Source organism: Streptomyces sp. NPDC048288, assembly GCF_043201555.1.
Taxonomy (GTDB): Bacteria; Actinomycetota; Actinomycetes; order Streptomycetales; family Streptomycetaceae; genus Streptomyces.
In genome coordinates this window covers 115,316-128,184 of record NZ_JBICZD010000010.1, presented here as the reverse complement: position 1 = coordinate 128,184, position 12,869 = coordinate 115,316, and the positions used below count along the sequence as shown (strand labels likewise).

At 72.6% G+C, this 12,869-nt stretch carries 7 protein-coding genes; 5 read left to right on the top strand and 2 right to left on the bottom strand.

The window, feature by feature from the left end:
• Positions 1 to 381: 381 nt before the first annotated feature.
• Together ACGFZS_RS32790 and ACGFZS_RS32785 are read left to right on the top strand one after the other, a co-directional pair.
• The gene (locus tag ACGFZS_RS32790) at positions 382 to 1,248 is read left to right on the top strand and encodes an N-acetylglucosamine kinase (protein ID WP_393798122.1); all 867 of its coding nucleotides are present in this window, start codon (positions 382 to 384) and stop codon (positions 1,246 to 1,248) included.
• Positions 1,249 to 1,390: 142 nt separating this feature from the next.
• Positions 1,391 to 2,314: a hypothetical protein gene (locus ACGFZS_RS32785; RefSeq protein WP_365694458.1), complete on the top strand. Its 924-nt coding sequence runs from the start codon at positions 1,391 to 1,393 to the stop codon at positions 2,312 to 2,314.
• Between the two features lie 152 nt (positions 2,315 to 2,466).
• On the opposite strand, the gene ACGFZS_RS32780 is transcribed toward ACGFZS_RS32785, so the two are convergent.
• Entirely contained in the window at positions 2,467 to 3,498 is a 1,032-nt protein-coding gene (locus ACGFZS_RS32780; protein ID WP_393798121.1) for a lactonase family protein, read from the bottom strand.
• Between the two features lie 151 nt (positions 3,499 to 3,649).
• The gene (locus tag ACGFZS_RS32775; protein ID WP_393798120.1) at positions 3,650 to 5,137 is read right to left on the bottom strand and encodes an FUSC family protein; all 1,488 of its coding nucleotides are present in this window, start codon (positions 5,135 to 5,137) and stop codon (positions 3,650 to 3,652) included.
• 214 nt (positions 5,138 to 5,351) lie between these two features.
• On the opposite strand from ACGFZS_RS32775, the gene ACGFZS_RS32770 reads away from it, so the two are divergent.
• From ACGFZS_RS32770 to ACGFZS_RS32760, 3 genes are all read left to right on the top strand, one after another.
• On the top strand, positions 5,352 to 5,828 hold the full coding sequence (locus tag ACGFZS_RS32770) for an Lrp/AsnC family transcriptional regulator (protein ID WP_393666128.1): 477 nt from the start codon (positions 5,352 to 5,354) through the stop codon (positions 5,826 to 5,828).
• Between the two features lie 87 nt (positions 5,829 to 5,915).
• Entirely contained in the window at positions 5,916 to 9,875 is a 3,960-nt protein-coding gene (locus ACGFZS_RS32765; RefSeq protein ID WP_393798119.1) for an ATP-binding protein, read from the top strand.
• Positions 9,876 to 9,982: 107 nt separating this feature from the next.
• Positions 9,983 to 12,760, top strand: coding sequence for a beta-L-arabinofuranosidase domain-containing protein (locus ACGFZS_RS32760; RefSeq protein WP_393798118.1), 2,778 nt, complete (start codon positions 9,983 to 9,985; stop codon positions 12,758 to 12,760).
• The last annotated feature ends 109 nt before the right edge of the window (positions 12,761 to 12,869 follow it).

Genomic DNA, 12,869 nt, shown 5'->3' with positions numbered 1-12,869 from the left:
GACGGCTCCAGCGCCTCCGATGCCTCCGATGCCTCCGATGCCTCCGATGCCTCCGGGGCAGGGTTGCCTGTCGGCGCCTCCGGTGGGTCCGGGGCAGGGCTGCCTGCCGACGCCTCCGGTGGCTCCGGTGGCTCCGACGCCTCCGGTGGCTCCGGTGGCTCCGACGCCTCCGGTGGCTCCGGTGGCTCCGGTGGGTCCGGTGGGTCCGGGGCAGGGTTAGCCGCCGGCGGCCCTCACGCCTCCGGGCCGGGGTTCCTTGCTGTCGGCCCCGGTGGGGCCGGGGCGGGGTTTCTCGCTGTCGACTCCGGTGGGTCCGGGCTGCGGGTCGTGGTGGGGGTGGCGGGGCGGGAGCCGTCGGTGCCGCGGGAGTCGCGGGAGCCGGTGCGTACGGGGACGCGGGGTATCGACCCCGGGCATCTGATGCGGCAACTCCTGCCCATGGCGCGGGCGTTGGCCGGCGAGTACGGGCTGGACCGGGTGGCGGCGGTGGTCGTCGGCGCGGCGGGGCTGGCCAGTCTCGGGGACGCGCTGCGGGCCGAACTGCCGGGCGCGCTGGGGCGGGAGCTCGGCGTGCGGACGGTCGTGCTGGCCGCCGACGCGGTGACGGCGTACGTCGGCGCCCTGGGCCCGCGCCCGGGCGCGGTGGTCGCCGCCGGTACGGGACTGATCGCGACCGGTACCGATCTGACCGGCTGGCGGCGGTCGGACGGCTGGGGCCATCTGCTGGGCGACTGCGGCGGCGGTGCCTGGATCGGCCGGGCGGGACTGGAGGCGGCGCTGCGCGCCTTCGACGGGCGGGACGGCGGCTCCGCCGCGCTGCGGGCCTGCGCCGAGGAGCGGTTCGGGCCGCTGCCGGGGCTGCCCGGGCTGCTCTACCCGCGCACCGACCGGCCCGCCGTACTGGCCTCCTTCGCACCTCAGGTCGCCGACTGCGCCGTACACGACCCGGTCGCGGCCGGGATCCTGCGCACGGCGGCCCGGCACATCGCCGAGTCGGCCGCGGCCGTCTGCCCCACGTCGGGAGAGCCGCGGGTCGCCCTCACCGGCGGCCTGACCCACCTGGGCGATCCGCTTCTCCTGCCGCTGGCCGAGGAGTTGGCCCGGCGGCTGCCCCGGGCCAGGCAGGTCCCGGCGGAGGGCGATCCGCTGCACGGAGCGGTACGCGTCGCGAGTGACCTGGTCAGCGGGCGGCTCACTCTGCCGAGTGATGAACGGATGTTCTCCGTGGTGCACACAAAAGGTGATTGATCCCATGGAGACATGAAGTGTCCGACAGCTGATGGGATCACCTCCGAATCATGCGTAACTCATCAGACAAAACCGGACGGATACCGCTCACCTGCACCCTCCCCGAACAAGGGAGCCCAATAAGCCAGTAACATGCGGCGCCATGAGCTCCCCCACTGGGCCCGCCGGCCTGCCAGTACGAATGCCGCGCCCCCGCCAGCCCGGACGGCACCGCCGCCCCGAGCCGCTGGTGGCGCCCGAGGACGCGCCCGCGCTCGTCCTCGCGGTGCCGGGTACGCCCAGCGCGGCCACGCGCAGCCTCTCCGAAGAGGTCGTGAGCATCGCCCGTTCCGAGCTGCCCGGCCTGGACGCCCGGATCGGGTACCTGGACGGGGACGACGCGGAGTTCCCCACCCTCCAGTCCGTCCTCGCCCGTGCCGCCGAGGAGCGCACCGCCCGCTACGAGCAGGCCGTCGCCGCCGGTGTCGAGGGGCTCAAGGCGCCCGACGGCCCGGTCGCCGTGGTCGTGCCGCTGCTGGCCGGTCCGGACAGCGCGCTGCTGCGCCAGGTCCGCCAGGCCGTGATGGAGAGCAAGGTCGCCGCCGACCTCACCGATGTCCTCGGCCCGCACCCGCTGCTCGCCGAGGCGCTGCACGTGCGTCTCTCGGAGGCGGGACTGGCCCGAGCCGACCGCGCCCGGCTGTTCACCGTGGCCACGGCCGCGGACGGCATCATCCTCGCGTCCGTGGGCGGCGACGAGGCGGTGCAGGCCGCCGGAATCACCGGCATGCTGCTGGCCGCGCGCCTGGCCGTGCCGGTGATGGCCGCGGCGCTGGACCAGGAGGGTTCGATCGCCTCCGTCGCCGAGCAGCTGCGCGGGTCCGGTTCGCAGCAGCTGGCGCTGGCGCCGTATCTGATAGGGCCGGAGATCGACGCGGCGCTGCTGACCGCTGCCGCGGAGGAGGCCGGGTGTGCCACCGCGGAGCCGCTGGGGCCGTACCCGGCGATCGGGAAGCTGGCGCTGGCCAAGTACACGACGGCGCTGGGGATCGCTCCGCAGCAGCCGCAGGGGGCGCCGGTTCGCTGACGCGTGCCGTTCCCTCTTCCGGACGGGGTCCTTTCTTCGAGGGGGCCCCGTTGGTTGTTTTTCGGGGTGGCGCGGTCGGGGTTCGGCTGCGGGCCGGTGGGAGCTTGTCGCGCAGTTCCCCGCGCCCCTGACGGGGCGCACAGCGGGCGGCGTCAGTCGAAGACGACGCAGGAGGCCGCCGGGACCTCCACCGAGCCGTCGTAACGGGGCTGGCCCGTCTGCTGGTCGATCGTGAACCAGGTGATGTTGCCGGAGCGCTCGTTGGCGGCGTAGAGGACGCCGTCGGACTCGGTGAGGGCGCGGGGCCAGTGGCCGCCGCAGGGGACGGTGGAGGTGAGGTGGAGGCGGTCCTCGTCGGTGGTGAACGTCGTGAGGACGTCCTCGCTGCGGGTCGCCGTCCAGACGAAGCGGCCGTCGGGCGAGACGGCGATGCCGGAGGGGTAGGCGTCGCCGGCCGGGGCTCCGGGGAGTACCGGGGTCTCGCTCAGGGGCCGCAGGGAACCGGTGGCGGCGTCCCAGCGGCAGACGGTGACGGTCGGGGTGAGTTCGTTGACCACGTAGGCGTACCGGCCGTCGGGGTGGAAGGCCAGGTGGCGGGGGCCGGAGCCGGGGCGCAGGGCGAACTCGCGGTGCAGGGCGGGGATGCCGCCGTCGAGCGTGCAGACGCGGACCGAGTCGGTGCCGAGGTCGACGCTGACCGCCCACCGGCCGCTGGGGTCGGGCTGCACCTGATGGGCGTGCGGACCGCGCTGGCGGCGTTCGTGCGGCCCCGACCCGGTGTGCTGGAGGAGTCCGGAGGGGACCGGGGCGAGGGTGCCGTCGGGGCGGACGGGGACGGCGGAGACGCTGCCGGAGCCGTAGTTGGCGGTCAGGACATGGCCGTCGAAGACGCTGAGGTGGGTGGGGCCGCTGGCGTCGACCGGGACCGGCGGACCGGCCAGGCGTGGCTTGTCGTCGTGGACGTGGTAGGCGGCCACCGCGCCGTCGGCGGTCTCGCTGACCGCGTACAGGGTGCGCCCGCCGGGTGCGAGCGCGAGGTAGGACGGGTCGGGGACGCCGTCGACGCTCTCCAGGAGGGCCAGGGCGCCGCTGTGCGGTTGGACCGCCGCCGTGACGACCCCGGGCCCGCCCGCCGCCGTGAACGACCCGATGAAGGCCCTCCGCCGCCTGCCGCCGTCTGCCACCGCTGTCCCCTCTCGACACAAGTCTCGATACGAGTCGAGACGCAAGTCTCGCCACAGGTCCCGCCACAAGCCGGTACGAGTCGGTACGAGCCGATCCCGGGCCGACGGTAGCAGTTTGCGGTCTAGACCAGGATGTGCGGGTCGGCGTGGCTCAGGCGCCGACCAGGGGCGAGCCCGAGGGGGTGCGCAGCGGCTCGGCGAGTTCGGCCAGCGCGCGCTCCAGGCCGTGCAGATGGGCGAGGGCGGGTTCCGTGGGCGGCTCGGCGGGCCCCGCGATGCGTGCGGAGCCCCTGGTGAGCGCCTCGACGGCGGCCTCCACCCGCCAGGAGGCGGCGGCCAGCCGGGCGTCGTGCGAGGCCTGCGGGTCGGCGGCGACGGCGGCCAGGCCGCGGATCTCCCGGGCGCAGTCGTCCAGCAGGGTGAGGACGCGGCGGGCCCGGCGCTTGCGGCCGAGCATCGGGTTGAGCGGATGGACCAGCGGGGCGACCGAGAGCCGTACCCGGCCGAGCAGCTGCTCCAGTTCGGCCAACCGGGGTGCCGGGTCGGCGGTGGTGGACCCGGCGAGCCGGGCGGCGGCCTCGGCGGTGCCGGCGTGGACGCAGCGCAGGGCGCGCTGGATCCAGGCGTCGGTGGTGAGGTGGGTGGTGACCGGCAGCACGAACAGCACGGCGAGCACGGCACCGAGGGCGCCCACCCCGGTCTCGGTGAGCCGCAGCGCCAGCAGACCGGGGCTGAGGACGCCGAGGAGGCCGTAGAGGAGTTCGGCGAGGAAGGTCACCCAGAGCATCATCCAGGTGTAGGAGACGGCGGCCGAGTAGAAGACGCCGAAGACGGCGACCGCGACCAGGACGGCGGTGGGGACGGGGGCCCCGTGCACGGGGCCGGCGACGAGCAGGCCCAGTCCGATGCCGATGACCGTGCCCAGGACCCGGCGGAAGCCACGGACCAGCGTCTCGCCGCGCGAGGCCGTGTTGACGAAGATCCACCAGGTGGCGCCGACAGCCCAGTACCAGCGCTGGCCCGACACCAGCTGACCGACGACCAGGGCGAAACCGGCGCCCGCCGTCGCCTGCACGGCCTGCCGGGTGGTCACCCGGGCGAGGCCGGTCCCGGCGGGCGGCACGGGCACGGGCGCCGGGGGCAGGCGACGCTCGTAGCACCACACTCCGAAGCGGACGGCGGCCGCGCAGAGCACGGAGAGCAGGACGGCGGCGGACAGCTCGGGCAGCTGTCCGGGGGTGGCGTGCAGGAACTGGGCCACGAAGAAGGTCATGAAGGCGAACACACCGAGGCTGTGGCCGCGCGGCCCCCAGCGGCGCGCGTACACGCCCGTGCCGACCACGGCGAGGAAGGCCAGGTCGCGGGCGACCGGCACGGCGTGCAGTTCGGCCGCGGCGGCGAGCACGGGCAGGCCCACGGCGGGCAGCAGCGCGGTGGTGACGGCCTGCCCGCGCACCGTCGGGTCCGCGACCGTGAACAGGGCGAGCAGCGCGGCGAGCCCGCCGGTGACAGCGCCCGCGAGGGAGTGTCCGGCCAGACCGCAGACCACGACGGCCAGGCCGATGCCCAGCACGGCCCGCGCGGCGAACCGCAGCCGCACCCGCCCCGGGTCCGGCGCCACGAACACCCTCTTCAGCACTGCTTCCCCTCCCACGGACCGCACAGAAATGGCGCTGCGGGGATCCACAGCGCCATCGACGTACCCATGAGAGCATCGTGCGGCCCACTGGTTCAACCGTCGCCCATTCCACTGTGCCATTGGCCCACTCAGGTGACGAGCGGTCGAAGGCCGGGCGCGCCAATGGCCCAGGTCGGCGGGATGACCGTGTGAGCCATTGGTACAGTCGTACGTCGTGACCGTGGACGAGCTCGACACCCGCATCCTGCGGCTGCTGCTGGAGCAGCCGCGCACCAGCGTCCGCGAGTACGCCCGGGTCCTCGGTGTCGCCCGGGGGACGTTGCAGGCCCGGCTGGACCGGCTGGAGCGGGACGGTGTGATCACCGGCAGCGGCCCCGCCCTCTCCCCCGCCGCGCTCGGCCACCCGGTGCTGGCCTTCGTGCACATCGAGGTCACCCAGGGCCACCTGGACGACGTCGGGGACGCGCTGGCCGCCGTACCGGAGATCGTCGAGGCGTTCTCGATCACCGGCGGCGGGGATCTGCTGACCCGGGTGGTGGCCCGGGACAACGCGCATCTGGAGGACGTGATCCAGAAGCTGATCAGCCTGCCGGGCGTCGTCCGCACCCGTACCGAGGTGGCCCTGCGCGAACGCGTTCCGCACCGGCTGCTGCCGCTGGTGGAGTCGATCGGCCGGGCGGCACGGCCGTAGCGGCGTACCGGCCCAGCTGTCCAAAACCGACCACTTCACGGAGGCGCTCGTCTAGATTCCTGAGAAGTGCCAGAGGGGGGCGGCGGTTTGACGCAGAGCGGCACCCACAACAACATCGTGGGCGGCAACACGACGGCGACGACGGTCATCCAGGCCGGATCGATCGGCCAGATCAACGTGCATCCGGAGGCTACGTCCCCGCAGGCCGAGGCCGGCGTACCGGACGCGGACGCCTGGGTGCGCAAGGCCGTCGGTTCCGGGGTCTGGGGACATGTGCCGTCCGGCCGGGACAGCGCGCACCACCGCCGGAACGTCGCCGCCGCCGTCGCACGACTCGCCTCGCTGCGCGACGACCTGGAAGGGCGTCTGGAACAGGATCCCTGGTGCGACACGCGCATCGCGACCGCGTTCCTCGACAACATCGGCCTGCTGCTCGGCGAGCCTCCCCGGGAACAGCGCCCGGACCAGGCTCAGCAGGCGCAGCCGGCCGGACTCGACCTCTATCCGGCCGAAGCCGCTCTCCTCGTGCTGTTCCCCTTCCTCCACCGGGTCCACTCCCTGCGGCGGACGGCGGAGCTGATGGAGATCCGGCCCTGGTCGCTGCGGACCGAGCCGGACGCCGGGGCGCTGCGGCGGGCGTACGAAGTCTTCACGGAGGAGAGCGAGGCGCTGGTCCAGCGGGCGCTGCGGGATCCGGCGGCCGAGCCTCTGGTCGGCTGGTGGCTCTGCCACCGCTGGCTGACCCGGCACGAGGAGTTCACCGACGCGACCTCGGTTCCGGGCCTCCTGGCGGAACTCGGCCCGGCCGCGGAGGAGTTGGGCGGGGCGCTCGCGGCGGACCGGGTGACCGCCCTGCTGCACGGGCTCCGGCGGGGACCCGACGTCTGTCACCCGGAGTTCCTGAACCTCCTCCCCAGCGACGACCGGGTCCGCTGCGGTCCCGGCCACCAGCAGGTCCGCTTCCAGCGGGTCGCCCTTCTGCTGGCTCTCGCGTATGGCATGTCCGCCGAGATGACGGCGCTGCCGGACATCGTCGCCGAGCACCTCGCCATCCCCTACCCGGTGAACCTGGACGAGCTGCGCCGCACGCTCGCCGATGCGGACTGGGGAGGTTCGCACGATCTCCCGGTGCTCCGCGCCGAGTGCCACCACGAGGCGGTCGTCGAAGGGCTGCGGGAGTACGCCGGACGGGCCGACGTCCTGCTGCACGCCGTACGGCGCACCGTGCGCGAACGCGTCAACCAGCCCGTGCCGGAACTGCCGACCCGGCTGTCCGCCGACGGCGTGGTCCCCAGTCGGGGCACCTTCGACGGGTACGCGCGCTTCCGCAGCGACGGTCGCCGTGTCCTCGATCTGGCCATGGGGATCGAGCTGTACAAGGACCGCGATCTCGCCGTCCGGGAGCTGTACCAGAACGCGCTCGACGCCTGCCGTTACCGGCGCGCCCGACAGGAGTACCTCGACCGCACCACCGGTACACCGGGCGAGCCCTACCCGGGGAGCATCTCCTTCGTCCAAGGGCTCGACGACGACGGCCGGGCGTACCTCGACTGCGTGGACGACGGCATCGGCATGGGCGAGGCCGAACTCCGCGGCGTCTTCTCCCACGCCGGCGCGCGCTTCGCGGAGCAGCTGGAGTTCAAACTGGAGCGGGCGCGGTGGGAGTCGCTCGATCCGCCGGTGAAGCTGTATCCCAACAGCCGTTTCGGGATCGGCGTGCTGAGCTACTTCATGCTCGCCGAGGAGATCCGCGTCACCACCTGCCGGATGGACACCGACGGCCTGCCGGGGGCGGTCCTCGATGTGTCGATCTGCAGTCCGGGTCATCTGTTCCGGATCGTGAAGACCGCGGCCCGGGGCCGGCAGCCGGGGACGCGGGTACGGCTGTATCTGCGGTCCGATGTCGATCCGGCGTCCTGGTCGGCCGTGGACGTCCTGGAACGGGTGCTGGCCCTCGCGGAGTTCCCCGTGTCGGCACAGCAGGGAGGGCGGACGAGCACGTGGACCGTGGGACAGCTCAAGGAGCGGGAAACCCAGCCCCGGACCGAGACCTTCGGGCTCAACGCCCACGGGCGTCAGGCGTACTGGCCCCGCGACTGCGCCGACCCGCAGGTGATCTGGTGCGAGCACGGCGGCGCGCTGCTGGTGGACGGCCTGCTCGTGGAACCCACGGGGCGCGACGGAGTGCTCTCGCCGAGCGGCTCCGGCCTGGTCGGCGCCGTGGTCAACCTCCGTGGTGAATCGGCCCCGGCACGGCTCTCGGTGGATCGCCGGAACATTGTCGACGACGTGGCACAGCCCGTGCGGGAACTGCTCGGCACCGCCATCGAGGTGCTGACCGACGGCGACGGCGACTGGCCGGACTTCGTGTGGCTCTGCAACGTCGCGGAGGGCAGCGCCGTAGCGGGCGACATCGTCGCGTCCGCGTTCTCCTCGGCGGCACTGGACATGACCTACCGAGGGATCACCTTCGGCGGCGGACACATGGGCTTTTTCCCGGCCGACGTTTCCCTGGTGCCCGGCGACCGGCACCAGGAGGGCGGCATGTACGTCCGGCCCACCTGGACCATCGTCAATGGCGAGGCTCCGGATCACATCTACCTGTGGCGAGTCCTCGCTCGCCGACCTCGCGCGGCGCTGCGGGTGCTGACCGAGGTCTGTCCGGAGATCGCGGCTCCCGGGCCCGTACGCATGCCCACGTTGTCCGACCAGTGGCTCCTGCTGTCGGAGAACGGGCACAGAGGATGGCAGGGAGCACCGAGTCTGGGGGCCATCGCGCGCTCGGCGAGCAGGCTGCATCTCACGGGGCGCGAGGTCGCCCACCGTCTTGCGGATCTCGGTTTCGAGGACAACGACCCCCGGCGGTGGTCGGAGGACGCCGAACTCACCACAAGCAACTGCGAAACGTTCATGCACGCCTATGGCGGCTACCTGAACCGCAGGCACGCCCTCACCCTGGATGATCTCGTGCGTGCGGCTCAACACTCGGGCACAGGTGTCACGTCGACCGCCGCGTTCCTGCGCAGCTTCGGCTATCTCCTCACCGACGACGTCGTGACGCTGGGCGAGGCCACCGAAGGTGACGACCTGCTCTGGCTCGATCCGGAGAACAGGTCCGCCGGCTGCCTGGACCCCGACGCGACGGTTCCCCTGGGCCACATCGCCCACTTGAGCGTCAGACTCGGCCTGCCCGTGCCCGAGGTGTGCGGCAGACTCTCGGCCCACGGTCTGCGGACCGACGCCGACCGGCTGCCCACACATCCGACGGACGAGACCCTGCTCCTGCTCAGCGTCAACGCCGACGGCAAGCGCCCCTGGCTGGAGGGCACTTCGGTGCCGCCGGGACATGTTCTGGAGGTGGCGGAGAAACTCGGACTGAAGCCGCCACATGTGCTGGCCCGGTTCGCGTCCATGGGGTTCGCTCTTCCCGAGCCCTTTCCCTCCGACGCCTCCGCCTCCGACATCTGGCTGCTGTGCGACGAGGTCTACAGCGAATGGCTCACGCCACAGAGCGCTGTCCACTACGTGAACGTCTTCCACCAGGTCGAGAATCTCCGGGAGTTGAGACACAAGACCAACAGGATGCGGGCCTTCGGTCTGGACGTCCCCTTGGAGGTACCGATCCGCCCCACCCGACTGGACAGGGAACTCCTCCAACCGAACGGCCCCGTCAGCTGGTGGGCCGCAGACGACCGGGTCGTGCCGTTCAGCGCGGTCCTGCGGGCCGCCCGCGAGGTCGGCGCGAGCGCCACCGCCGTGGCCAAGCGACTGCGTGCCTGCAACATCCCCACCTCGCACGACACTCTCCCGAAGGGTCTCGCCTTCAGCGAAGCCCTGCGGCTCCTCCGCGTGGACGAACTGCCCGAGGGCGAGCTGCCGGACGTCGGGCACTTCCCGCTCGAGTACCTCCACAAGACCGCCCTGCGCAAACGCACCGGCATTCGCGAGGTCGTCGCCGTCATCCGCCAACTCGGCGTCCCCCTCCCCGATCCCGCGGAGACGATCAGAGCCGCGCTGGCCCGCGTCCCCCGCCCCCACCACCCCTGACCGCGAATCCCGTCCGAACCGTTGACGCCCCCGCGCCCCTTCCCTATCTTCTGGACGGCTTACCGAACGGTGTTCGATATACCAAACAGACCTGAAACGAGGAGCCCATGGCGCACTCCCTCTCCCGAAGGACCCTCCTCCAGGTGACGGCGCTGGCCGCCGCCGGGGCCGGTGTCGCCGTCGGAGGGGAGGCGGCCGCGGCCGAAGCGGCTGGATCGGTACGGCCGTTCGGGCTCGGGGAGGTGGCGCTCGAACCAGGGCTGTTCGCCGAGAAGCGGGCGTTGATGCTCGACCACGCGCGCGGTTACGACGAGAACCGGCTGCTGCAGGTGTTCCGGGCCAACGCGGGTCTGGACACGGGCGGTGCGGTCGCGCCGGGTGGCTGGGAGGGGCTGGACGGGGAGGCGAACGGGAATCTGCGCGGACACTACACGGGGCACTTCCTGACCATGCTGGCGCAGGCGTACGCGAGCACCGGCGAGGAGGTGTTCGCGGCGAAGGTCCGCACGATGGTGGGGGCGTTGGGAGAGGTGCGCGAGGCACTGCGGAAGGATCCGTCCGTGTTGAGCGTCGACGGGGTCCTCGGCGGCCGTGCCGTCGAGAACGAGCGAGGGTCGTACCAGTACGTCGAGTTGCCGGCCGGAGTGCTCGAAGGGGCCTCGGCCGTCACGCTGTCCGCGTGGGTGAAACCCGGTCACGCGGACGCCTGGGCGCGGGTGTTCGACTTCGGGAACGACACCAGCCGGTATCTCTACCTGGCGGCGCGGAACGCGCGGGGGGTGCCGCGCTTCGCGATCACCACCGGCGGGGCGGGCGGCGAACAGGGGCTCGACGGTACGGCCGCGCTGTCCGTGGACCAGTGGAGCCACCTCGCGGTGACGATCGCCGACGGCACCGGCACGCTGTACGTCAACGGCTCGGCCGTGGCCCGGAACACGGCCATGTCGCTCACTCCGGCCACGCTCGGGGCGCTGGCGCATCACTGGCTCGGGCGCTCCCTCTACGCCGACGACCCGGTCTTCGCGGGCGCCTTCGGCGGGTTCGACGTGTGGTCGCGGGCGTTGGGGGAGGAGGAGATCGCCGGTCTGCAGAGCGGGCGGGCACGCGGGGACCTCGTCTCGTACGCCTTCGACGAGACGTCGGGGCCGGACCTCGCGGACGGGTCGGGGCGGGGGCTCGACGGCGTCCTCCGCCGCACCTGGGGCGGGCCGTGCCACCCCGGGTTCCTCGCGGCGTATCCGGAGACGCAGTTCATCCTGCTGGAGTCGATGACCGGCAGCGACTACACGAAGGTGTGGGCGCCGTACTACACCGCGCACAAGATCCTGCGGGGGCTGCTGGACGCCCGTACCGCGACCGGCGACGAGCGGGCGCTGGACCTCGCCTCCGGGATGGGCGACTGGATGTACGCGCGGCTGTCCGTGCTGCCCGCCGCCACGCGCCAGCGGATGTGGGGGATCTTCTCCAGCGGCGAGTTCGGCGGGATCGTCGAGGCCATCTGCGATCTGCACGAACTCACCGGGAAGGCCGAACACCTCGCGCTGGCCCGGCTGTTCGACCTCGACAGCCTCATCGACGCCTGCGCGGCGGACACCGACACGCTCGACGGCCTGCACGCCAACCAGCACATCCCGATCTTCACCGGCCTGGTCCGGCTGTACGACGCGACCGGCGAGGAACGCTACCTCGCGGCCGCGAAGAACTTCTGGGGCATGGTCGTACCGCATCGCATGTACGGGATCGGCGGCACGAGCACGACCGAGTTCTGGAAGGCGCGGGACGTGATCGCGGGGACGATCAGCGCGACCACCGCCGAGAGCTGCTGCGCGTACAACATGCTGAAGCTGAGCCGGTCGCTGTTCTTCCACGAACAGGATCCGGCGTACATGGACTACTACGAGCGGGCGCTGTACAACCAGGTGCTCGGTTCCAAGCAGGACCGGGCCGACGCCGAGAAGCCGCTGGTCACCTACTTCATCGGGCTGACGCCCGGGCATGTGCGGGACTACACGCCCAAGCAGGGCACGACCTGCTGCGAGGGCACGGGCATGGAGTCCGCCACCAAGTACCAGGACTCGGTGTACTGCGCGGCGGACGACGGCGGCGCCCTGTACGTCAACCTCTACAGCCCGTCCACGCTGACCTGGGCCGAGAAGGGCGTCACGGTCAGCCAGCGCACCGGCTATCCCCGGGAGCAGGGCAGCACGCTCACCGTCGGCGACAGTGCGCGGCCGGCCGCCTTCGCGCTGCGGCTGCGGGTGCCGGCGTGGGCGAAGGAGGGGTTCCGGGTGACGGTCAACGGGCGTACGGTGCCCGGCACTCCGGTGCCGGGGAGCTACTTCGAGGTGTCCCGGACCTGGCGGCCCGGGGACACCGTGCGGGTGTCGGTCCCGTTCCGGCTGCGGGTCGAGAAGGCCCTCGACGATCCGTCGGTCCAGACCCTGTTCTACGGTCCGGTCAACCTGGTCGGCCGCAGCCCGGCGACGGAGTACCTGGAGCTGGGCCTGTACCGCAACGCCGGGCTCTCCGGCGACCTGCTGCCGTCGCTGTCCCCGGTGGCCGGGGCGCCGCTCCACTTCACCCTGGACGGCACCGAGTTCGCCCCCTTCCACGAGGGCACCGAGGACCCGACCCATGCCTACTTCCGGCGCGCGGAGCCGACGGTGGCGTTCGGCGGTGCCGACTCGGGGGTCGCCAATCCGGTCGGGGCCGACGGCCGCTCGCTGCTCGACGAGGTCTGGGCCGGGGCGCCGTTCCGGGACAAGAAGGCGCTGGTGGCGCGGGTGCGGTCGGTGGTGGACGCGTGGGTGGCGGGCGGGCTGCTGGCCGGGGCGGACGGCGAGCGGATCGTGGCCACGGCGCGGGAGGCGTCGTACGCGCGCTGAGGCCGGGCCGGGGCGGCCGTCCGGGGCGGCCGTCACCCGGTCGGAGCAAAACAGGCATTCGATCGCCCCGCTCCCCGCGCGGGACCAGGCCTGACTGCATAGCGTGGCC

Bases quoted from the DNA above. Each gene is read 5' to 3' on its own strand.
- ACGFZS_RS32760 (WP_393798118.1), top strand. From the start codon at position 9,983: ATGGCGCACTCCCTCTCCCGAAGGACCCTCCTCCAGGTGACGGCGCTG.
- ACGFZS_RS32785 (WP_365694458.1), top strand. From the start codon at position 1,391: ATGAGCTCCCCCACTGGGCCCGCCGGCCTGCCAGTACGAATGCCGCGC.